Source organism: Streptomyces sp. NPDC052016 (assembly GCF_044548445.1).
Classification (GTDB): Bacteria; Actinomycetota; Actinomycetes; order Streptomycetales; family Streptomycetaceae; genus Streptomyces.
In genome coordinates, this window is the sequence record NZ_JBIUBX010000003.1 from 334,653 (window position 1) to 358,272 (window position 23,620).

The 23,620-nt window shown below is 70.9% G+C and carries 14 protein-coding genes; 10 read left to right on the forward strand and 4 right to left on the reverse strand.

Translation table 11 applies throughout. The features are described from left to right. Positions 1-104: 104 nt before the first annotated feature. Positions 105-1,388, reverse strand: a complete 1,284-nt coding sequence (locus ACIHAR_RS06495) for an ADP-ribosylglycohydrolase family protein (RefSeq protein ID WP_400017400.1) — start codon at positions 1,386-1,388, stop codon at positions 105-107. A gap of 782 nt (positions 1,389-2,170) precedes the next feature. Beyond that, positions 2,171-3,193, reverse strand: a complete 1,023-nt coding sequence (locus tag ACIHAR_RS06500; protein WP_400017355.1) for an ADP-ribosylglycohydrolase family protein — start codon at positions 3,191-3,193, stop codon at positions 2,171-2,173. 268 nt (positions 3,194-3,461) lie between these two features. On the opposite strand from ACIHAR_RS06500, the gene ACIHAR_RS06505 reads away from it, so the two are divergent. The 5 genes from ACIHAR_RS06505 to ACIHAR_RS06525 all read left to right on the forward strand — a co-directional run bounded on the left by ACIHAR_RS06505 (position 3,462) and on the right by ACIHAR_RS06525 (position 12,156). After that, on the forward strand, positions 3,462-4,193 hold the full coding sequence (locus ACIHAR_RS06505; RefSeq protein ID WP_365468907.1) for a VIT1/CCC1 transporter family protein: 732 nt from the start codon (positions 3,462-3,464) through the stop codon (positions 4,191-4,193). A gap of 382 nt (positions 4,194-4,575) precedes the next feature. Beyond that, a complete protein-coding gene (gltB, locus tag ACIHAR_RS06510) occupies positions 4,576-9,174 on the forward strand; it encodes a glutamate synthase large subunit (RefSeq protein WP_400017357.1) in 4,599 nt (1,532 codons plus the stop codon). After that, a complete protein-coding gene (locus ACIHAR_RS06515) occupies positions 9,167-10,630 on the forward strand; it encodes a glutamate synthase subunit beta (protein WP_365468901.1) in 1,464 nt (487 codons plus the stop codon). The genes gltB and ACIHAR_RS06515 overlap by 8 nt, the downstream gene beginning before the upstream one ends. Before the next feature lie 146 nt (positions 10,631-10,776). Continuing rightward, a complete protein-coding gene (locus tag ACIHAR_RS06520; RefSeq protein ID WP_400017360.1) occupies positions 10,777-11,505 on the forward strand; it encodes a vWA domain-containing protein in 729 nt (242 codons plus the stop codon). Between the two features lie 45 nt (positions 11,506-11,550). Continuing rightward, complete coding sequence (locus ACIHAR_RS06525; RefSeq protein ID WP_365468895.1) at positions 11,551-12,156, forward strand: TetR/AcrR family transcriptional regulator; 606 nt, start codon at positions 11,551-11,553, stop codon at positions 12,154-12,156. A gap of 5 nt (positions 12,157-12,161) precedes the next feature. Here the strand turns inward: ACIHAR_RS06525 and ACIHAR_RS06530 are convergent, their stop codons facing one another. Beyond that, positions 12,162-13,049: a hypothetical protein gene (locus ACIHAR_RS06530; RefSeq protein WP_365468892.1), complete on the reverse strand. Its 888-nt coding sequence runs from the start codon at positions 13,047-13,049 to the stop codon at positions 12,162-12,164. 715 nt (positions 13,050-13,764) lie between these two features. Here ACIHAR_RS06530 and ACIHAR_RS06535 point away from each other — a divergent pair. From ACIHAR_RS06535 to ACIHAR_RS06550, 4 genes are all read left to right on the forward strand, one after another. Continuing rightward, positions 13,765-14,103, forward strand: a complete 339-nt coding sequence (locus tag ACIHAR_RS06535) for a chorismate mutase (protein WP_365468889.1) — start codon at positions 13,765-13,767, stop codon at positions 14,101-14,103. Between the two features lie 167 nt (positions 14,104-14,270). Beyond that, the gene (gene pepN / locus ACIHAR_RS06540; RefSeq protein WP_365468886.1) at positions 14,271-16,784 is read left to right on the forward strand and encodes an aminopeptidase N; all 2,514 of its coding nucleotides are present in this window, start codon (positions 14,271-14,273) and stop codon (positions 16,782-16,784) included. A gap of 311 nt (positions 16,785-17,095) precedes the next feature. Further along, positions 17,096-18,454: a pyridoxal phosphate-dependent decarboxylase family protein gene (locus ACIHAR_RS06545; RefSeq protein ID WP_400017365.1), complete on the forward strand. Its 1,359-nt coding sequence runs from the start codon at positions 17,096-17,098 to the stop codon at positions 18,452-18,454. Continuing rightward, complete coding sequence (locus tag ACIHAR_RS06550; protein ID WP_400017367.1) at positions 18,451-19,869, forward strand: lysine N(6)-hydroxylase/L-ornithine N(5)-oxygenase family protein; 1,419 nt, start codon at positions 18,451-18,453, stop codon at positions 19,867-19,869. The genes ACIHAR_RS06545 and ACIHAR_RS06550 overlap by 4 nt, the downstream gene beginning before the upstream one ends. A 53-nt stretch (positions 19,870-19,922) precedes the next feature. Here the strand turns inward: ACIHAR_RS06550 and ACIHAR_RS06555 are convergent, their stop codons facing one another. Continuing rightward, complete coding sequence (locus ACIHAR_RS06555) at positions 19,923-21,728, reverse strand: bifunctional metallophosphatase/5'-nucleotidase (RefSeq protein WP_400017402.1); 1,806 nt, start codon at positions 21,726-21,728, stop codon at positions 19,923-19,925. Between the two features lie 455 nt (positions 21,729-22,183). Here ACIHAR_RS06555 and pyk point away from each other — a divergent pair, with 455 nt between their 5' ends. After that, entirely contained in the window at positions 22,184-23,614 is a 1,431-nt protein-coding gene (gene pyk / locus ACIHAR_RS06560) for a pyruvate kinase (RefSeq protein ID WP_365468877.1), read from the forward strand. Positions 23,615-23,620: the final 6 nt, after the last annotated feature.

A 23,620-nucleotide genomic window follows, 5' to 3' on the forward strand; every position in this document is an offset into this window, starting at 1 on the left:
TCCGCCGGCTCCTCGGGCTCCTCGGGCTCCACCGGCTCCACCGGCTGTACCGGCTGTACCGGCCCCCCTGTGACGTTCTTCCGCTTTGGGTGTCATGCCCCGAATCATCCTCCTGGTGGGGCCGGTTGTGTGGCTTCCAGGAGTTCGGCGAGTTCCACCAGGTCGGTGCCGGTGAGGCGGGGGAGGGCGCAGCCGGAGAGGGTGCGGCAGGTGTCGCGCCAGGTCGCCGGGATCGCCTCGCCGCCGCCCAGGGCGCCGGTCAGGGCGCCCGCGAGGGCGGGGGCCGAGTCCGCGACCCGGGACAGACAGGCCGCCGCCGGTACGGCTTCGGCGATACGGCCGCCGGACGCCAGGGCGAGGGCCAGGGCCACCGGGACGGTCTCGGCGGCGGCGATGCCGTAGCTGTAGACGTGGTCGACGATCTGGTGTTCCAGGAGGGGGACCAGCGCGAAGGCGCTCTCGGCGTCGTGGGCGAGCTCGAGCGCGTGACGGGCGTTGCGGCCGATCTCCGTCTCCTCGGGGAGTTCGGTGAGGGCCGAGGCCACGCAGGTCGCGGCGTCCGCGCCGACGAGCGCGAGCGCCAGGGCCGCCGCCATCGCGCGGGCGCCGTGCACGCCGTCGCCGTCCTGGGTGTAGCGGGCGTCGAACTCGGCGAGGTCCGCGGCGGAACCCGGGTCGCCCGGGTGGGCCACGGCGAGCACGCAGGCGCGTACGCAGGCCGCGTCGTCGAAGTAGTGCGGGTTGTCGTGCCCGGTGGCGGGCGGGCGCAGGCCGGTGGCGAGGTTGCCGAGGCCGGCGCGGACGGAGATGCGGGCGCGCAGGGGGAGTACGGCCGACTCGACCTCCGGGGCTCGGTCGGCCGCCGCGGCGACCTCACTGGCGATCGCGTTCCAGGTGAGGTCGATGGCGGCGCGGGTACGGCGTTCGCGGCTGAGGTCGCCGAGGACGCTGTCGTCGCCGGCGCGCAGGACGGCTTCCGCGGCGAAGGCCGCCCACTCCGCGTCGTCGGAGGGGCCGAGGCGGAGGGGTTCGGGGGGCTGGTTGAGGGCGATGGGGACGGGGAGGGTGGTGGTGGCGTTCTGTTCGGCGAAGGTGTCCAGCTCACGGGTGAGGCGGCGGGTCCAGTCCGGCATGCGGGCGGCTCGGTGGCGGGCGGCGGGCCAGCCGGCGGCGTCGCCTGCGGCCAGGCCCAGCAGGAGACCTTCCACCCGGTGCGGGTGAGTGCGGGGGCGGGGGGCCGGCTGCTCGTCCTCGGCCTCGGCTTCGCCTTCGGCCCGGTCGCCGCTTCCCCTCACACCGGTCGTGCCGCGATCACCGCCGGGTGCGGGCGGCGCCTGCGGGACGTCCCGGCCACCGGTGGCCGCGGGCGCGTGCGGCTCGGCCGTGATCAGGGCTTCACCCGGCTCCGCGGTGGTGGTGACTTCGCTCGGCTCCGTCGTGGTGGTGACTTCGCTCGGCTCCGTCGTGGTGGTCACTTCGGTCGGTTTTGCCGGGGCGGTGAGGGCGTGGGGCTTGGCCGGGATGGTGGGGGAGTGTGGCTGCGCCGTGGTGGTGGCTTCCTGTGGCTGCGAAGAGATGGAGAGGGTGTGCGGCTCCGCTGTGGTGGTCACTTCGCTCGGCTCCCTCGTGGTGGTGACTTCGCTCGGCTCCGTCGTGGTGGTGACTTCGCTCGGCTCCGTCGTGGTGGTCACTTCGCTCGGCTTCGCCGGGGCGGTGAGGGCGTGCGGCTCGGCCGGGAGGGTGGAGGCGTGTGGTTTGGCCGGAATGGTGGGGGCGTGTGGCCGCCCCGAGACGGACAGGGCGTGTGGCTCCGCGGTGGTTGTCGTAGCCGCGCTCGGTTCCGTCGTGATGGTCGCGACGCCCGGCTTCGCCGGAATGGTGGGGGCGTGTGGCCGCCCCGAGACGGACAGGGCGTGTGGCTCCGCGGTGGTTGTCGTAGCCGGGCTCGGCTCCGTCGTGATGGTCGCGGCGCCCGGCTCCGCCGGGACGGTGAGGGCGTGCGGCTGCGCCGTGGTCGTCACTTCGCACGACTCCGCTTGGTCGGCGAGGGCCTGCGGCTCCGCCGCGGTGGCCGCGTCGCTCGGCTCCGCCGTCGCCGCGCTCGGCTCCGCCGGGGCCGGTGCCTCGCTCGCCCCCAGCGCCATGCCCTCCTCCAAGGGCCCCGGCGGCCTCATGAGTGTGCCTCCGTGGCCTGGCGTGCGGGAGTGGTCAGGAGTTCGGCCACGTCCAGCACGTGGTGGCCCGCCATCGAGGGCAGGCAGCTGCCGCGCGCCGGACCGATGGCCGCCGCCCACTCCGCCGGGATGGCCGACTCGCCCCGGGTCGCGCCGGCCAGGGCGCCGGCCACCGCCGCCGTGGTGTCGGCGTCGCGGCCCATGTTCACTGCCGTGAGGACCGCCTGCGTGAAGTCGCCGTCGGCCGCCGCGTACGCGCCGAAGGCGAGGGCGACGGCCTCGGGGGCGAGGTCGGTCCACGGGTAGCCGCCGATCACGACCGCCGAGCGGACCGCGCGTTCACCGCGGTGGGCGACCGCCACCGCGCGGCGCAGGGAGCGGGCCGTCCACGAGTCGTCGGGGACGACGGCGAGCGCGGAGGCGACCACCGCGACCGTCGGTGCGCCCGCCATCGCCGCCGCCACGCCCGCCGCGACCGCCTGGCCGCCGTAGATGCCCTCGCCGTCGTGGCTGACCGAGCCGTCGATCGCCACCAGGCGGGCCGCCTCGGTGGGGCGGCCGGCGGCGAAGACGCCGAAGGGGGCCGCGCGCATGGCGAGGCCGTCGCTCCAGGCGTGCCGGTGCTGGGCGGAGATGGGGGCGGCCAGGCCCCGTCGCAGGTTCTCCAGGGTGCCGCGCTCGCTGAATCCCGCTCCGCGGAAGGGGCCCTCGGCGCGGTCGGCGATCCACTCGTGCCAGGCCGCCTCGACGTGGGCCGGGGTGAGCGCGGAGCCGTGGCGGGCCAGCAAAAGGCCCGAGAAGATCGCGTACTCGGTGTCGTCGGTGCCGGCCGGCTTCTCGCTGACGTAACCGGTGATGCGGCCCCAGCGGGCGCGGATCTCCGAGGGCTTCATGTTCTCGGCCGGTGCGCCGAGGGCGTCTCCGACGGCGAGGCCGAGCAGTGCGCCGCGGGCCCGTTCGCGGAGTTCGACGGCGTCCCCCGGCGCCGGGACCGGTGGGATGCAGGCGATCGATGCCATACGGGGCCTTCCTGAGGGGGGTTCCGCCCGGGCGCGGAGCCCTTTGCGGATGTGTCCCACCGTCGGCGGTTGACCCGAGCCTCGGGTGCCCCCATGTCACCCGGTCGACATCTGTGCGACTCCTTGATCGTATGAGCATTCGACGGTAAAGCCGCAGGTGAGGGGAGCCTTTCCTTGCTGGTGACGGGGAAATGTCGAGCGTACTCTGGGCGTTGTAAAAAAGTAGAACCAATCCAAAGTTAGCTTTGCCTTAGCTTCTGGGGGACGTATGGCCATCATCGAAACCGAGGCCGCGCTGCACGAAGCGCACCGTGACAACCACACGCACCGGGATGTGAACGGCGGCTGGCTGCGCCCCGCCGTCTTCGGCGCGATGGACGGCCTGGTCTCCAACCTCGCCCTGATGACGGGTGTCGCCGGCGGGGCGGTCGCTCAGCAGACCATCGTGCTGACCGGCCTCGCGGGCCTGGCCGCCGGCGCCTTCTCCATGGCCGCCGGCGAGTACACCTCCGTCGCCTCCCAGCGCGAGCTGGTCGAGGCCGAGCTCGACGTCGAACGTCGTGAGCTGAGGAAGCACCCCCAGGACGAGGAGGCCGAGCTGGCCGCGCTCTACGAGGCGCGGGGCGTGGAGCCGGATCTCGCCCGACGGGTCGCGCGGCAGCTCTCCCGTGACCCCGAGCAGGCCCTGGAGATACACGCCCGGGAGGAGCTGGGCATCGACCCCGGCGATCTGCCGTCGCCGACGGTCGCCGCCGTCTCCAGCTTCGGCTCCTTCGCCCTCGGCGCCCTGCTGCCCGTCCTGCCCTACCTGCTGGGAGCCCAGGCGCTCTGGCCGGCCGTGCTGCTCGCGCTGCTCGGACTCTTCCTGTGCGGCGCCGTCGTGGCCAAGGTGACGGCGCGCACCTGGTGGTTCAGCGGTCTGCGTCAGCTCGCGCTCGGCGGCGCCGCGGCCGGTGTGACGTACGCCCTGGGCAGTTTCTTCGGAACGGCCGTAGGATAGGTCGACTGGTACTTATGCGTTGGGCCGCATAAGTAGCCGTTACTCCCTGGTTTCGGCCGCTTAACCACTGGGCATGAGCCGTAAGCGCTGTGGGCAATGACGCCTGGGGCGCACTCGCGGGGTGGGCGAAGACGCCCCTCCCGCCCCCCTCGGACCGATGGACACCCGATCTGATCGATCTCGTCCGGTTCGGTCCCCACACACTTCGAGCCGTTGTGCGCGGCACCCGTCGCACCCCGCGGCGTCCGCATGTTGGAACGGAGTATCCGGTTCCCGAGAACCGCTCCATCATGTAACCTGCACGAAATTTTGCACTCACGCAGAGGGCCAACGTCGTCCCTCGGCAATCTGCATATGCCACTTGACGACGACGGGAGAGCCGATGCGTACGCCGCGCCAGCCGTCCCAGCACTCCACGAATGGCCGAAACTGGTCCTTCATGGATGCTCGCCCTGCTGCGCAGGGTATGTACGACCCCCGCAACGAGCGCGACGCCTGTGGCGTCGGCTTCGTGGCCACCCTCACCGGAGAGGCGAGCCACACGCTGGTCGAGCAGGCGCTGACCGTTCTGCGCAACCTCGAGCACCGCGGCGCCACCGGCTCCGAGCCGGACTCCGGCGACGGCGCGGGCATCCTCACCCAGGTCCCCGACGCCTTCTTCCGTGAGGTGGCCGGCTTCGAGCTGCCCGAGGCCGGCGCCTACGCCGTCGGCATCGCCTTCCTGCCGGAGGACACCGCGGCCGAAGCCGTCTCGCAGATCGAGACGATCGCCGGCGAGGAGGGCCTCACCGTCCTCGGCTGGCGCGAGGTCCCCGTCGCCCCCGAACTCCTCGGCGCCACCGCGCGCTCGACGATGCCCGCCTTCCGGGAGATCTTCGTCGCCGACGGCTCGAGCAAGGACATCGCCCTCGACCGCAAGGCGTTCGTGCTGCGCAAGCGCGCCGAGCGCGAGGCCGGCGTCTACTTCCCGTCGCTGTCCGCGCGGACCATCGTCTACAAGGGCATGCTGACCACCGGCCAGCTCGAGCCGTTCTTCCCCGACCTGTCCGACCGCCGCTTCGCCTCGGCCGTCGCCCTGGTCCACTCGCGCTTCTCCACCAACACCTTCCCGAGCTGGCCGCTCGCCCACCCCTACCGCTTCGTCGCGCACAACGGTGAGATCAACACCGTCAAAGGCAACCGCAACTGGATGCGCGCCCGCGAGTCGCAGCTCGTCTCCGACCTCTTCGGCTCCGACGACAAGGCCATCGAGCGCATCTTTCCGGTCTGCACGCCGGACGCCTCCGACTCCGCCTCCTTCGACGAGGTCCTGGAGCTGCTGCACCTCGGCGGCCGTTCGCTGCCGCACTCCGTGCTGATGATGATCCCGGAGGCGTGGGAGAACCACGACTCCATGGACCCGGCCCGCCGCGCCTTCTACCAGTTCCACTCCACGATGATGGAGCCCTGGGACGGCCCCGCCTGCGTCACCTTCACCGACGGCACCCAGGTCGGCGCCGTCCTCGACCGCAACGGTCTGCGTCCCGGCCGCTACTGGGTCACCGACGACGGCCTCGTCGTCCTCGGCTCCGAGGTCGGCGTCCTCGACATCGACCCCGCCAAGGTCGTCCGCAAGGGCCGCCTGCAGCCCGGCAGGATGTTCCTCGTCGACACCGCCGAGCACCGCATCATCGAAGACGACGAGATCAAGGCCCAGCTCGCCGCCGAGGCGCCCTACGCCGAGTGGCTCGAGGCCGGCGAGATCGAACTGAGCGACCTGCCCGAGCGTGAGCACATCGTGCACACCCACGCCTCGGTCACCCGCCGCCAGCAGACCTTCGGCTACACCGAGGAAGAGCTGCGCGTCATCCTCGCGCCGATGGCCAAGTCGGCCGCCGAGCCGATCGGCTCGATGGGCACCGACTCGCCGATCGCCGCGCTCTCCTCGCGCCCCCGGCTGCTCTTCGACTACTTCACCCAGCTGTTCGCGCAGGTCACCAACCCGCCGCTGGACGCGATCCGCGAGGAGCTCGTCACCTCGCTGCGCTCCTCCCTCGGCCCCCAGGGCAACCTGCTCGAGCCGAACGCGGCCTCCTGCCGCTCCGTCGTGCTGCCCTTCCCGGTCATCGACAACGACGAGCTGGCCAAGCTCATCCACATCAACGCCGACGGCGACATGCCCGGCTTCAAGGCCGCGACCCTGTCCGGCCTGTACCGGGTGCACGGCGGCGGTGACGCCCTCGCCGCGCGCATCGACGAGATCTGCGCCGAGGCCGACGCCGCCATCGAGAACGGCGCCCGCCTGATCGTCCTGTCGGACCGCCACTCCGACGCCGAGCACGCGCCGATCCCTTCGCTGCTGCTCACCGCGGCCGTCCACCACCACCTCATCCGCACCAAGCAGCGCACCCAGGTGGGCCTGCTCGTCGAGGCCGGCGACGTCCGCGAGGTCCACCACGTCGCCCTGCTGATCGGCTACGGCGCCGCCGCCGTCAACCCGTACCTGGCGATGGAGTCCGTCGAGGACCTGCTGCGCGCGGGCACCTTCCTCAACGGCCTCGAGCCCGAGAAGGCCATCCGCAACCTGATCTACGCCCTCGGCAAGGGCGTCCTGAAGGTCATGTCCAAGATGGGCATCTCGACCGTCGCCTCCTACCGCGGCGCCCAGGTCTTCGAGGCCGTCGGCCTCGACGAGACCTTCGTCGAGAAGTACTTCGACGGCACCGCCACCAAGATCGGCGGCGTCGGCATCGACGTCATCGCCCAGGAGGTCGCCGCCCGCCACGCCAAGGCGTACCCGGCGTCCGGCATCGCGCCGGCCCACCGCGCCCTGGAGATCGGCGGCGAGTACCAGTGGCGCCGCGAGGGCGAGCCGCACCTGTTCGACCCGGAGACGGTCTTCCGCCTCCAGCACTCCACGCGCACCGGCCGCTACGACATCTTCAAGAAGTACACGGACCGTGTGAACGAGCAGTCCGAGCGCCTGATGACGCTCCGCGGACTGTTCGGCTTCAAGTCCGACCGTCCCTCGATCTCCATCGACGAGGTCGAGCCGGTCTCCGAGATCGTCAAGCGCTTCTCCACCGGCGCCATGTCGTACGGCTCCATCTCCAAGGAGGCGCACGAGACCCTCGCCATCGCCATGAACCAGCTGGGCGGCAAGTCCAACACCGGTGAGGGCGGCGAGGACCCGGAGCGCCTGTACGACCCGGTGCGCCGCTCGGCGATCAAGCAGGTGGCCTCCGGCCGCTTCGGCGTGACGTCCGAGTACCTGGTCAACGCGGACGACATCCAGATCAAGATGGCCCAGGGCGCCAAGCCCGGCGAGGGCGGCCAGCTCCCCGGCCACAAGGTCTACCCGTGGGTCGCCAAGACCCGTCACTCGACCCCGGGCGTCGGTCTGATCTCCCCGCCGCCGCACCACGACATCTACTCCATCGAGGACCTGGCCCAGCTGATCCACGACCTGAAGAACGCGAACCCGCAGGCGCGGATTCACGTCAAGCTGGTCTCCGAGGTCGGCGTCGGCACGGTCGCCGCGGGTGTGTCGAAGGCCCACGCGGACGTCGTGCTCATCTCCGGCCACGACGGCGGCACCGGCGCCTCCCCGCTGACCTCGCTGAAGCACGCGGGCGGCCCCTGGGAGCTCGGCCTCGCCGAAACCCAGCAGACGCTGCTGCTCAACGGACTGCGCGACCGCATCGTCGTGCAGACCGACGGCCAGCTGAAGACCGGCCGTGACGTGGTCATCGCCGCGCTGCTCGGCGCCGAGGAGTTCGGCTTCGCCACCGCGCCGCTCGTCGTCTCCGGCTGCGTCATGATGCGCGTCTGCCACCTGGACACCTGCCCGGTCGGCATCGCCACCCAGAACCCGACGCTGCGGGACCGGTTCACCGGCAAGGCCGAGTACGTGGTGAACTTCTTCCAGTTCATCGCCCAGGAGGTCCGCGAACTCCTCGCCGAGCTGGGCTTCCGCTCCATCGAGGAGGCCGTCGGCCACGCCGAGGCCCTCGACGTCACCCGCGCGGTCGACCACTGGAAGGCGCAGGGCCTGAACCTGGAGCCGCTGTTCCACGTGCCCGAGCTGCCCGAGGGCGCGGTGCGCCACCAGCTCGTCGCCCAGGACCACGGCCTGGAGAAGGCCCTCGACAACGAGCTGATCAAGCTCGCCGCCGACGCCCTGGCCGCCGACTCGGCGACCGACGCCCAGCCGGTGCGCGCCCAGGTCGCCATCCGCAACATCAACCGCACGGTCGGCACCATGCTCGGCCACGAGGTGACCAAGAAGTTCGGCGGGGCCGGTCTGCCCGACGACACCATCGACATCACCTTCACCGGCAGCGCGGGCCAGTCCTTCGGCGCCTTCCTCCCGCGCGGCGTCACGCTGCGCCTGGAGGGCGACGCCAACGACTACGTCGGCAAGGGCCTCTCCGGCGGCCGGGTGATCGTCCGTCCCGACCGGGGCGCCGACCACCTCGCCGAGTACTCCACCATCGCGGGCAACACCATCGCCTACGGCGCGACCGGCGGCGAGCTGTTCCTGCGCGGCCGCACCGGTGAGCGCTTCTGCGTCCGCAACTCCGGCGCGACGGTCGTCTCCGAGGGCGTGGGCGACCACGGCTGCGAGTACATGACCGGCGGTCACGCGGTGGTCCTCGGCGAGACGGGCCGCAACTTCGCGGCCGGCATGTCCGGCGGTGTCGCCTACGTGATCGACCTCGACCGCGACAACGTCAACGTCGGCAACCTCGGCGCCATCGAGGCCCTGGACGACACGGACAAGCAGTGGCTGCACGACGTGGTGCGCCGCCACGCCGAGGAGACCGGCTCCACCGTCGCCGAGAAGCTGCTCGCCGACTGGGACGCGTCCGTGCAGCGCTTCAGCAAGATCATCCCCAGCACGTACAAGGCAGTGCTCGCCGCCAAGGACGCCGCCGAGCGAGCCGGTCTCTCCGAGACCGAGATCACCGAGAAGATGATGGAGGCGGCGACCAATGGCTGATCCCAAGGGCTTTCTCAACCACGGCCGCGAGGTCGCCAAGACCCGCCCCGTGCAGGAGCGCGTCAGGGACTGGAACGAGGTCTACGTCGCGGGCTCGCTGCTGCCGATCATCAGCAAGCAGGCCAGCCGGTGCATGGACTGCGGCATCCCGTTCTGCCACAACGGCTGTCCGCTGGGGAACCTGATCCCCGAGTGGAACGACTACGCCTACCGCGAGGACTGGGGCGCCGCCTCCGAGCGGCTCCACGCGACGAACAACTTCCCGGAGTTCACCGGCCGCCTGTGCCCCGCACCGTGCGAATCGGCGTGCGTGCTCGGCATCAACCAGCCGCCGGTCACCATCAAGAACGTCGAGGTCTCGATCATCGACAAGGCGTGGGAGACCGGGGACGTCGCCCCGCAGATCCCCGAGCGCCTGTCCGGCAAGACCGTCGCCGTCATCGGCTCGGGCCCGGCGGGCCTCGCCGCCGCCCAGCAGCTCACCCGCGCCGGCCACACGGTCGCCGTCTACGAGCGCGCGGACCGCATCGGAGGCCTCCTCCGCTACGGCATCCCCGAGTTCAAGATGGAGAAGCGGCACATCAACCGCCGTATCGAGCAGATGCGCGCGGAGGGCACCCGCTTCCGCACCGGCGTCGAGATCGGCCGCGACCTCAAGGCGACCGACCTGAAGAAGCGGTACGACGCGATCGTCATCGCCGCCGGCGCGACGACCGCCCGCGACCTGCCGGTCCCCGGCCGCGAACTCAAGGGCGTCTACCAGGCGATGGAGTACCTCCCCCTGGCCAACAAGGTCCAGGAGGGCGACTACGTCTCCCCGCCCATCTCGGCCGAGGGCAAGCACGTCGTCGTCATCGGCGGTGGCGACACCGGCGCCGACTGCGTGGGCACCGCCCACCGCCAGGGAGCGGCCTCCGTCACCCAGCTGGAGATCATGCCCCGCCCGAACGACGAGCGGCACCCGGTCGCCCAGCCCTGGCCGACCTTCCCCATGCTGTACAAGGTCACCTCCGCGCACGAGGAGGGCGGCGAGCGGGTCTACTCCGTCTCCACGACCCACTTCGAAGGCGACGAGGACGGCAACGTCCAGTGGCTGCACCTCACCGAGGTCGAGTTCGTCGACGGCAAGCTGACCCCGAAGCCGGGCACGGAACGCAAGATCCCCGCCCAGCTGGTCACCCTCGCCATGGGCTTCACCGGCACCGACCGTGAGAACGGCCTGGTCGACCAGTTCGGCCTGGACCTCGACGAGCGCGGCAACATCGCCCGCGACGCCGACTTCCAGACCAACGTGCCGGGCGTCTTCGTCGCCGGCGACGCCGGCCGCGGCCAGTCGCTCATCGTCTGGGCCATCGCGGAGGGCCGCTCGGCCGCCCGCGGCGTCGACCGCTTCCTCACCGGCGCCAGCGACCTGCCGGCGCCGATCCGCCCGACGGACCGCGCACTGATGGTCTGACGGCCCCCCAGAACGTCCCGTACAACGGCGTACGGAACACAGACGGCGCCTGCCCCACTGTCCCCGACCGGACGACCGGGCAGGCGCCGTCGCATGTCCACGAGCGGTAATCTTCGCCTCCAGGACGGTCACGAGGGGGGCACGGCATGGCGGCGATCAGTCTCACAAAGATGGAGGAGACGGCACCCACGCTGGTCAGCCTCTACAAGACCGCCGGGGTCTCCCTCACGAAACACGGCCTGGACGGCCTGCGCGCCGCCGTCTACCTCGTCGTCGACTACTCGGGGTCCATGAAGCCGTACTACAAGGACGGCAGTGTGCAGGCGCTCGCCGACCGGGTGCTCGGGCTGTCCGCGCACCTCGACGACGACGGCAGGGTCCCGGTCGTCTTCTTCTCCACGGACGTCGACGCCGTCACCGACATCGCGCTCGCCGACCACCGGGGACGCATCGAGCGGATCGTGGCGGGCCTCGGCCACATGGGCAAGACCAGCTACCACCTGGCGATGGACGCCGTCATCGACCACTACCTCGACAGCGGCTCCACCGCTCCCGCACTGGTCGTCTTCCAGACCGACGGCGGCCCGATCAACAAACTCGCCGCCGAGCGGTACCTGTGCAAGGCCGCCAAACTGCCGCTGTTCTGGCAGTTCATCGGCTTCGGCGACCCGGGCAGCCGGCAGTTCGAATACCTGCGCAAACTCGACGACCTGTCCGTCCCGGACAAACGGATCGTCGACAACGCCGGCTTCTTCCACGCCGGTGCGGATCCCCGGAAGGTCTCCGACACCGAGCTCTACGACCGGCTCGTCGGGGAGTTCCCGAAATGGCTGGTGGCCGCCCGCGCGCAGGGCATCGTCCGTCATGACCGGTGAGGCGGTGTCCGCCGGCAGCCCGAGGCGGAAGGCGAGAATGTGCGCGTGCCTACCAAGAAGAAGCCCCAGGTGACCGCCGCGCCCGCCCGCCGCCGCGAAATCCTCGACACCGCCGCCGAGGTCTTCGCCGAGCAGGGCTACAACGCCACCACCGTGCGCAAGATCGCGGACCACGCGGGCATGCTCGCGGGCAGCCTCTACTACCACTTCGACTCCAAGGAATCGATGCTGGAAGAGATCCTGCGCACCTTCCTCGACGAGCTCTGGGACGGCTACGACACCGTCCTGGACGCCGGGCTCGGACCCCGCGAGACCCTCGAAGCGCTGGTCACCGAGTCGTTCCGGGAGATCGACCGGCACCGCGCCGCCGTCGCGATCTACCAGAAGGAGAGCAAGCAGCTCGTGGCGCAGGACCGGTTCGCGTTCCTCGCCGAGTCGCAGCGCAGGTTCGAGAAGGCGTGGCTGTCCACACTGGAGCGCGGGATCACCGACCGGGTCTTCCGCTCCGACCTCGACGTCCGGCTCACCTACCGCTTCGTGCGCGACACCGTCTGGGTCGCCGCCTCCTGGTACCGCCCCGGCGGACACCACAGCCCCGAGGAGATCGCCCGCCAGTACCTGACGATGGTGCTGGACGGCATCAGCGCATAACCGTCCTACGTGTCACACTCCAGCACCGTCCTGCACAGCGCACACCGCGCCCGCACCCGCCCCCGCACCGGCACCCTGATCCGCTGATGACAGGTCGGGCACGGAAACGACACCCGCAGCGGCTCGCGCGCGTCGAACGCGTACGGAACGTCCCCGGCAGCCACGGGCCGCCGATCCTGCGCATGGCGCCGATCCCGCGCGTAACGCCGCCGACCGGCCCACCCCGCCCCCGTCAACGGCGGCTGCTGCTCATCCAGCCGAGCCCGCTCCCGCCCCTTCACATACGCCGTGTACGCCTGCGGACTGGTGAACCACACCGACGGATCCTCCCCGAACACCCCCGCCCGCTTGGCCAGCACGTACCCGAACTCCTCCGGAGTCAGGTACCCCAGCTTCTGCGACGAGTCCGCGTCCTCCCGGAAGGCGTCGAGCAACAGCCACCCGGCCCCCAGATACGTCGTGGCCGTGTCCGTCAGGATCTCGTTGTCCCGCGTGCCCGGGAACGAGAGATCCAGCCGATGCAGAAAGACATGCGTGATCTCGTGCGCCAGCGCCGCCCCGATGTCCCGCCGATGCGTACGGAACCGGTCGTTCAGCTCCACGAAGTACTCGGGCCCCGCCGCCAGTTCCACGTTCGCCGCGTACGTCATCTTCCGGAACCCCACGACCATCCGCGCGTCCGGCAGCCGAAAGTGCCGCACCAGCTCCCGCGCCACCCGCTGCGCCCCCAGATGCAGATCATCGGTGTCGCAGAACGCCACGTCGACCGGCGCCACACTCGTGTCGAACAGATGGACGGTGTCGTAGGACAACCGCCTGTAGAGCGCCGTGATGGCGCCCCGCACCGTCTCCAGATGCGGAAACCCGTGCTCGACCGCTCCACCGCTGCCCACGCCCGCACCCCCAAGACGCCGCGAACCCGCCTCCACTCTACGAGCCTCCCCACCCACACGCCGGACCACCGGCAGCCGGACCGGTCATGGCACCGGCGCGCGGCGCCGAACGCCTCGCACCGGCCCGCGGCTCATGGCGCCGGCGCGCAGCCCGGACGCTCCCGCACTCGCCCTCCGGCTGGAGCTGGTCGTGGCGCCGGCGCGCAGCCGAAACGCTCCCGCAGCCGCCCGGAGGCGGGACGGCTCATGGCGCCGGCGCGCAGCCCGGACGCTCCCGCACTCGCCCTCCGGCTGGAGCGGGTCGTGGCGCCGGCGCGCAGCCGAAACGCTCCCGCAGCCGCCCTCGCATCGGACCGAACCACGGGACCGCAGCGCACGCGGCACGCTCCCGCAGCCGCCAGTGGCGGGGAGTGGGGCGTGGCGGTGCGGCGCAGTCCGTCGCGTAGCGTTGCACGGCCAAGGGCAGCCAATTCCGGCAAGCGGCCGTACGCCCAACCGGCGACGGGCTCGCCGCACCGCCACGACCCCGGGGGCCCCCCCCCCCCCCCCCCCCCCCCCCCCCCCCCCCCCCCCCCCCCCCCCCCCCCCCCCCCCCCCCCCCCGGGGCCGCCCCCCCCCCCCCCCCACGACCCCGACCCACCCACCACCCCGCAGGCCCCCCGCCCGCCGCCGCAGGCAACCGCTCCCACACGGCAAGCCACTAGGGTGAACCCCCATGACCACCAGCAACACCGGACCCGACACCGTCGACCCCGCCGTCCTCGAGGAACTCGCCCGCCTCCGCGACAGCATCGACAACATCGACGCGGCCGTAGTCCACATGCTCGCCGAGCGCTTCAAGGCCACGCAGCAGGTCGGCCACCTCAAGGCCCGCCACCAGCTCCCCCCGGCCGACCCGGCCAGGGAGGCCCGCCAGATCGCCCGCCTGCGCACCCTCGCCGAGAACGCCAAGCTGGACCCGGCCTTCGCCGAGAAGTTCCTCAATTTCATCATCGCCGAGGTGATCCGCCACCACGAGCGCATCGCCGAGGACGCCGTCCACACCCGCCCCTGACGACAACGGCCCCCGCACCCCGAGCCCCGGACCCGCACCCGTCCCCAGGGCCCCGCCCCCCACCCGACACCGGGCCCCGCCCCCCGAACCCTCCACCCCGCAAGGACAAACAGCACGTACCGATCCGCCCCTGTGCCCCGCCGACGCCATCAGGCAGCATGGCCTGCATGTCCGTACTGACGCGCGACGAAGCGCAGACCCGTGCCAAGCTCATCGACGTCCACCGCTACACGATCAACCTCGATCTGACGACCGGGGACGAGACCTTCGACTCCGACACCACGATCAGGTTCACCGCCCGCACGGACGCGGACACCTTCGTCGAGCTCAAGCCGGCCGACCTGCGCTCCGTCACCCTCGACGGCGAGCCCCTCGACCCGGACACCCTCGACGGCAACCGGCTGCCGTTGAAGAACCTCCCCGCCGGCGAACACGAACTGCGCATCGAGGCGAGCATGCGCTACTCCCGCACCGGCGAGGGCATGCACCGCTTCACCGACCCCACCGACGGCGAGACGTACGTCTACACCCAGCTGTTCATGGACGACGTCCAGCGCGTCTTCGCCGCCTTCGACCAGCCCGACCTCAAGGCCGTCTTCGAGCTCAGGGTGACCGCCCCCGAGGGCTGGACCGTCATGGCCAACAGCATCACCGAACACCTCGGCGACGGCCGCTGGCAGGCCGCGCCCACCCCCCTGATCTCCACCTACCTCGTCGCCGTCGCCGCAGGCCCCTGGCACTCCGTCCGCACCGAGCACCGCGGCCTGCCCTTCGGCATCCACTGCCGCCGCTCCCTCGCCCCCTACCTGGACGCGGACGCCGACGAGATCCTCGAGATCACCCGCCAGTGCTACGACCGCTACCACGAGAAGTTCGAGGAGCCCTACCCCTTCGACTCCTACGACCAGGCGTTCGTCCCCGAGTTCAACGCCGGCGCCATGGAGAACCCGGGCCTCGTCACCTTCCGCGACGAGTTCGTCTACCGCTCCGCCGTCACCGACACCGAACGCCAGACCCGCGCCATGGTCATCGCCCACGAGATGGCCCACATGTGGTTCGGCGACCTCGTCACCCTGCGCTGGTGGGACGACATCTGGCTGAACGAGTCCTTCGCCGAGTACATGGGCTACCAGACCCTCACCGAGGCCACCCGCTTCACCGACACCTGGGTCGACTTCGGCGTCGTCCGCAAGGCCTGGGGCTACGACGCCGACCAGCGCCCCTCCACCCACCCCGTCGCCCCCGAGAAGGTCGAGGACACCGCCTCCGCCCTCCTCAACTTCGACGGCATCTCCTACGCCAAGGGCGCCTCCGCGCTGCGCCAGCTCGTCACCTGGCTCGGCGAGAAGGACTTCCTGGCCGGCATCAACGCCCACTTCGCCCGCCACAAGTTCGCCAACGCCACCCTCGCCGACTTCATCGACTCCCTCGCCGGCGCCACCGAACGCGACGTCCACGCCTGGGCCGACGCATGGCTGCGCACCACCGGCGTCGACACCCTCACCCCCACCGTCACGACCGACGCCGGCACCTGCACCCTCACCGTGGACCGCGCCGGCAGCCGCCCGCACCGCATCGCCGTCGGCCTCTACGACCGCGACCTCGCCGACGAGGGCAGCCTCACCCTGCGCGAACGCCGCGAGCTCGACCTCCCGCAGAGCGAACCGCAGCCCATCGGCAAGCGCCCCGCCCTGCTCCTCCTCAACGACGGCGACCTCACCTACGCCAAGGTCCGCTTCGACCCCGCGTCCTTCGAAACCCTCCGAACCGGCCTGTGCCACGTGCCCGACCCGCTGACCCGGGCCGTCGTCTGGAACGCCCTGCGCGACGCCGTCCGCGACGGCGGCAGTACTCATCGGGGAGCGACCACCGAACCCCCGATGCCCCCCGCCGCCTTCCTGGAGATCGCCCGCACCCACCTCCCGCACGAGACCGACCTCGCGCTCGTCCAGGGCGTCCTCGCGTTCGCCTCCACCCAGGTCGCCGACCGCTACGTCACCGCCGCCGAACGCCCCGCGGCCCTCGCCACCCTCTCCTCCCTGTGCCGCGACCTCATCCGCCGCACCGAGGACGGCGACCACCCCGGCCTGCGCCTCATCGCCGTACGCCACTTCATCGACGTCGCCGCGCACCCCGAAACCATCGCCGCCTGGCTCGCCGAGGGCACCGTGCCCGGCGGCCCCGAACTCGACCCCGACCTGCGCTGGCGCGTCCTCGCCCGGCTCGCCGTCCTCGGCGCCACCGACGAGACCACGATCGCCGCGGAACTCGACCGCGACCCCTCCGCCACCGGTCAGGAGGGCGCGGCACGCTGCCGTGCCGCCCTCCCCGACCCGGAGGCCAAGCGCACCGCGTGGGCGGCCATGTTCGAGAGCGACGACCTCTCCAACTACCTCTTCACCGCCACCGCCCAGGGCTTCTGGCAACCCGAACAGGCCGACCTCGTACGGGACTACGTGCCACGCTTCTACGAGGACGCCGTCGCCCTCGCCGCCCGCCGGGGCCCCGCCATCGCCGAGGCCGCCGGCCGCTGGGCCTTCCCCGCGTACGCCGTCGACACCGAGAACCTGACCCTGGGCGAGACCTGCCTGAAGGAGGCCGATCCGATCCCGGCGCTGCGCCGCAAGCTGGTGGACCAACTGGACGACCTGAGGCGCGCGTTGCGCGTCCAGGAAGCGTAAGACTCCGACGCCGGACGGTGCCGGGGCACCGTCCGGCGTCCGGGCCGAAGCCCCCGGCACCGCCCGTACGCACCCCCAACCCTTCCCAGCACCACCACCCGTACGCGCGCCCAGCGCCTCCAGCACCACCTGCCGCACGTGCGCCCAGCGCCTCCCAGCGCCACCCACCCCGGACGCGCCCCCGGCCCCGCCCCCCCAGCACCCCCGAACGCCCCCCGCCGCTCCCACTTTCGGGTCCAATTCCCCCAGCTCGCAGGCCATCTCCGCGCACTCACCGACAAACTGGGACTCCCCGCCTCCGGAGGAGCCCCATGAGCCTTCCGCCCCTCGCCTCAGGCCCCGAAGGACCCGACGCCCTGCGCCCGTTGCTCGCAACGGTCCTGGACGCCCTGCACACCGGCACACAGGCCCGCCGCGGCCCCCTCCCCGCAGGCGGCCCGGCCGCCGTGGCCGCACGCGTCCGCGACGCCGTCGGCGACGTCCTCCCCGACGAGGGCGACCCCCAAGCCCTCCACACCCTTGTCCAGGCTCTCGCCGAAGGCGCCGCCGACCCCGCCCACCCCCTGTGCGCAGCCCACCTGCACTGCCCACCCCTCGCCGTCGCCGTCGCCGCCGACCTCGCCGCCTCCGCCCTGAACCCCTCCCTCGACTCCTGGGACCAGGCCCCCGCCGCCTCGGAACTGGAGACCCTGGTCACCCGCGCCCTGGCACGAGAAGCCGGAATGGCGGACGCCCTCGTCACCACCGGCGGCACCGAGTCCAACCAACTCGCCCTCCTCCTGGCCCGTGAACAACACGCCCCCGGCCTCCGCCTCGTCCACGGCGCCAACGCCCACCACTCCCTGCCGCGCGCCGCCTGGCTCCTCGGCCTGCCCACCCCCGTCGCCGTCCCCACCCCCACCGGCACCCTCGACCCCGCCACGCTCGACGACACCCTCACCCGGCTCCCCGGCCCCGTCCTCGTCGCCGCCACCGCCGGCACCACCGACGCCGGCCTCATCGACCCCCTCCCCGACATCGCCGACCTCTGCGCCACCCACGGCGCCCGCCTCCACATCGACGCCGCCTACGGAGGCGGCCTCCTCTTCAGCGACCGTCACCGCCCCCGACTCACCGGCCTCGACGCCGCCCACACCGTCACCCTCGACCTGCACAAACTCGGCTGGCAACCCGCCGCCGCCGGCCTCCTCGCGGTCCACGACCCCAGCGAACTCACCGCCCTCCACCACCACGCCGACTACCTCAACGCCGACGACGACACCGACGCGGGCCTCCCCGATCTCCTCGGCCGCTCCCTGCGCACCACCCGCCGCCCCGACATCCTCAAGATCGCCGTCACCCTCAAAACCCTCGGCCGCACCGGCCTCGCCACCCTCGTCGACCAGGTCTGCGCCCACGCACAAACCCTCGCCGACCTCATCCGACAGCACCCCACCCTCGACCTCTACGACCGGCCCACCCTCAGCACCGTCCTCTTCCGCCCCACAGGCGCCCCCGACGCCGCCGTAGCCGCGCTACGCCGCCACCTCCTCACCGACGGCCACGCCGTCCTCGGCCGCGCCCACCTCGACGGCCGGCTCTGGCTCAAGACCACCCTCCTCAACCCCCACACCCACCCCGACCACCTGGCCGCCCTCCTGAAAGCGGCAGAAGGAAACACCCCCACATGAACACGCCCCCACCCCCGGACACCGACACCCCGCGCGACCTCGTCGGCATCGGCATCGGCCCCAGCAACCTCTCCCTCGCCGCCCTCACCCACCCCCTCACCGAACTCGACGCCGTCTTCTACGAACAACAGCCCACCTTCACCTGGCACCCCGGCCTCCTCATCGACGGCGCCCGCATCCAAGTCCCCTTCCTCGCCGACCTCGTCACCCTCGCCGACCCCACCAGCACCTGGACCTTCCTCAACTACCTCAAGACCCACGACCGGCTCTACCCCTTCTACTTCGCCGAGCACTTCCACATCCGACGCGCCGAATACGACGCCTACTGCCGCTGGGTCGCCCACACCCTGCCCGGCCTCCACTTCCGCCACCAGGTCGACGCCGTCCGCTGGAACCCCGAACGCGACGTCTTCGAAGTCGACCACACCCGACTCGACGCCCACGGAGAAGCCGAAGCCCTCGGCCGCACCCACACCAAGAACGTCGTCCTCGGCATCGGCACCCGACCCCACATCCCCGACCCCCTGCGCCCCCTCGCCGACGCACCCGGCGTCCCCGTCGTCCACGCCTCCGACTACCTCGACCACCGCACCACCCTCCTCGCCGCCGACCACGTCACCGTCGTCGGCTCAGGACAGTCCGGCGCCGAAGTCTTCCTCGACCTCCTCCGCCACCGCCCCACCGGCCGCGAACGACTCCACTGGATCGGCCGCACCCAGGCCTTCGCCCCCATGGAGTACTCCAAGCTCGGCCTCGAACACTTCACCCCCGACTACACCCGCTACTTCCACGCCCTCCCCGAACCCGTCCGCGACCGCCTCGTCACCGCCCAATGGCAACTCCACAAGGGCATCGACGCCACCACCCTCGCCGCCATCCACGACGAGCTCTACCGCCGCACCCTCCACGGCGGCTGGCCCGACGCCGTCCTCACCCCCGGCGTCCGCGTCCGCACCGCCGGCCGCATGACCACCACCCAGATCGAACTCCACCTCGAACACCTCCAGCAGAACACCCGCAGCCGCCTCACCACCAACGCCGTCGTCCTCGCCACCGGCCACCGCGAACGCCCCCTCGACCGCCTCCTCGCCGGCCTCGACCCCTACCTCCGCCGCGACAGCAACGAACGCCCCCGCATCGACGAACACTTCCGCCTCGTCCTCGACCCCGCCATCACCGCCACCGGCAGCAACATCTACGTCCAGAACGCCGAACGCCACACCCACGGCGTCGGCGCCCACGACCTCGGCCTCGCCGCCTGGCGCAGCGCCACCATCCTCAACACCGTCACCGGCAAGGAGACCTACCCCCTGCCCACCCGAACCGCCTTCACCACCTTCGGACTCGACACCCCACCCCACGTCCCCCCGACCCGCCACCCACAGACCCTCACCCCCCTCACCGACACCCGGTAGAAACACCGAGGGGCGGCAGGAGAACACTCCCACCGCCCCTACCGCACCACGACCTAGAAAACAGGCGTACCGTTCCGCGTCAGCTTCCAGTCCACCGACGCGAACTCCGCCGGATCGATCGACCCCTTCGCCTTCACCCAGGCGATCATCGTGTTACGGATCTCGTCCGAGTTCGACCACAGCAACCTCGCCGCCGCCACGAACGGGAAGTTGCCGCCACCATTGGCCCGATAGTTGTTCACGGCGAACACGAACTGCTGGTCGTCCGCGAGCGGCGCCCCCTCGAACCGCACATTCATCACCCGCGAACCGGCCGCCTTCGCGATGTCGATCTCGTACGTCAGACCACTCACCACGTCATAGTTGTAGTCCGGCGTACCGTTCGCGTTCGTCAGCTTCGCCGGATCGACCGCCGCGTCCGCCGCCGTCTGCACGAAGTAGTTCGCCGAGTACTCCAGATACGCCTTGATCTGCGCACCCGTCATCAAACGGGCCTCCAGCGTGTTCTCGAACACGTACAGACCCGCCACATCCCGGATCGTGACCTCGCCCGCCGGAATCACCGCACTGCGCGAGAACGCCGCCGCCTGCGACAACACCGGCAAAGAGGCGTACTCCGAACCCGCCAGCGCCTGCTTCACCGTGTCCGCCTGAATGTGGTTGATCAGATCGATGATCGGAACATCCTTGTACGGAGCCTCCACCGACCTCATCTCCGCCGCGTTCGTACCGATCACCTGGTTCACATACGCCACGACCTTCTCGTGCTCGTCACCGAGCAGCTTCACGATCCGCGGATCCTCCTCCACCGTGTTGGAGTTCAGAACCCGCGAACCCACCTTCTCGACCGACCAGCGGCCCTTCTCCCACACCACCTCGAAGTCGAACAACGTCAACCGCTGACCCCACTTGAGCGGCTCCGACAGCACGACCTGCTTGCCGGTCTCCTTGTTCGTCACGAAGTACTCCGGGATCTCCGTGTGCGCGTGACCCACCAGAATCGCGTCGATACCCGGCACCTGCTCCGCCACCAGACCCGCCGCGTTCTCGATGTACGGCAACTGGTCACCGTACGACGACGTACCCGACGACCCACTGTGCGCCGACACGATCACCACGTCCGCACCCATCGACCGCAGCTTCGGCACCCACTTCGCCGCCTGCTCCTCCAGACCCGGGAACGTCATCTTCCCCTGCACGTTCGCCTTGTCCCAGATCGCGATCCCCGGGTTCGTGAGACCCAGAACCGCCACCTTCACATCACGGCCGTGCGGAGTACGCAGACAGTGCATGCTGAACGGCGGAAACGCAGGACGCAACGTCTTCGCGTCCAGCGCGTTGGCCCCCAGCAGCGGGAAACGGCACTGCTCCTCGAACTTGCGCAGCACCGGAATGCCGTAGTTGAACTCGTGGTTGCCCAGCGCCGCCGCGTCATAGCCGATCGCGTTCATCGCCTGCGCCATCGGATGCACCGGCCCGCCCTGCGCGGTGATCGGATCCACCTTGGCGTAGTAGTACGACAACTGGGTGCCCTGGATCGTGTCACCCGCGTCGATCAACAGCGTGTTCCGGCGACCCTTCTCCTCGCGGACCTGGTTCACCAGGGTGGAGATCTTCGCCAGACCGACGTCGTTGTGCGCCTTGTCGTCGAACTCCTGGTCCGTGAAGTAGTCCCAGTTGAAGACGTTGCCGTGCAGATCCGTCGTCCCCATCACCGTGAACGCGTACCGCTTCGCCGGCCTCGCGGGCTTCCCCGCCTCCGCCGCCTGCGCCACCGGGGCCGCAGCCGCGCCCGCGATCGCCACCCCCGCCCCGGTCACGGCGGACTTCTTCAGGAACTTCCGGCGGTTCAACGGCATGTCCAGCTCTCCTCGGAGGAACGGGTCGACGACGCGCGTAGATAACGCGCGTAGATTCTGACCCGGCCATGGCAAACCACAACAGGCCCCGCAGGTTTCGATCTGATGACCTCACCTGCGCCACCCCCCGCCCATAACCAGCGAAGAACTGCCAGAGTGGGGCGTATGACCACGCCCAGCGTCACCCCCGACGTATCCCCGCCGCCCCCGACCGCCGAGCCGCCCGCATGTCCACGGCCACCACCGCACCCGAAGCCACCCCCGAAGAGCGCGCAATGCACGATGGTCCCCCCGCACCGTGAATTCACCTTTTCGGGGAATACCCACAGCCGCCAACGTGCTCATCAGAGCGGTCGGCCGCACAATTCAACGCTTGTCTAAGCGTTCACCCAAAGGCCGTTGAGGAGTCACGCCTCACCAATTCCCTACCCGGCGGTAAGTCATAGGCTCGAACCATGCGCCGAGCAAAAATCGTCTGCACCCTGGGCCCCGCCACCCATACCTACGACCAGATCAAAGCCCTGGTCGAAGCCGGAATGGACGTCGCACGCTTCAACCTCAGCCACGGCACCCACGCCGAACACGAGGAGCGCTACCGGCACGTCCGCAAGGCCGCCGACGAAACCGGCCGCAGCGTCGGCATCCTCGCCGACCTCCAAGGCCCGAAGATCCGCCTCGGCCGCTTCACCGAAGGACCCGTACTCCTCGAACGCGGAGACACCTTCACCATCACCGTCGAAGAAGGCGTCGAAGGCGACCGCCACACCTGCGGAACCACCCACTCCGGCCTCGCGGCCGACGTCACCGAGGGCGAGCGCATCCTCGTCGACGACGGCAAGGTCACCCTCGAAGTCACCCAGGTCGACGGCCCCCGCGTCCACACCCGAGTGGTCGAAGGCGGCATCATCTCCGACCACAAAGGCCTCAACCTCCCCGGAGTGGCCGTATCCGTCCCCGCACTCTCCAAAAAGGACGAAGACGACCTCCGCTGGGCCCTGCGCACCGGCTTCGACATCATCGCCCTCTCCTTCGTCCGCACCGGCAGGGACATCGTCGACGTCCACCGCATCATGGACGAGGAGGGCCGCCGCCTGCCCGTCATCGCCAAGGTCGAAAAACCCCAGGCGGTCGAGAACATCGACGACATCGTGGCCGCCTTCGACGGACTCATGGTCGCCCGCGGCGACCTCGGCGTCGAAATGCCCCTCGAACAGGTCCCCATCGTCCAGAAGCGAGCCATCAAACTGGCCAAACGCAACGCCAAACCCGTCATCGTCGCCACCCAGATGCTCGACTCGATGATCGAGAACTCCCGCCCGACCCGCGCCGAAGCCTCGGACGTCGCCAACGCCGTCATCGACGGCACCGACGCCGTGATGCTCTCCGGCGAGACCAGCGTCGGCAAGTACGCGGTCCAGACCGTCCGCACGATGGCGAAAATCGTGGCGGCGGCCGAGGAGGACATCCTCGCCAAGGGCCTCCCACCCCTCACCGAGAACAACAAACCCCGCACCCAGGGCGGCGCGATGGCCCGCGCAGCAGCCGAGATCGGCGACTTCCTCGGCGCCAAGTACCTCGTCGCCTTCACCCAGTCGGGCGACACCGCCCGCCGCCTCTCCCGCTACCGCTCACCCATCCCCCTCCTGGCCTTCACCCCGGAACCGGCGACCCGCTCCCAGCTCAGCGCGACCTGGGGCGTGGAGACGTTCCTGGGCCCCCACGCCGGTTCGACGGACGCCATGGTCGACCAGGTGGACGAGCTGCTGCTGCGCTACGGACGCTGCCAGAAGGGCGACGTGGTCGTGATCACGGCCGGCTCCCCTCCCGGCGTGTCCGGCTCCACGAACCTGGTGCGCGTGCACCACATCGGCGAGGACGACAAGTAGGGGCAG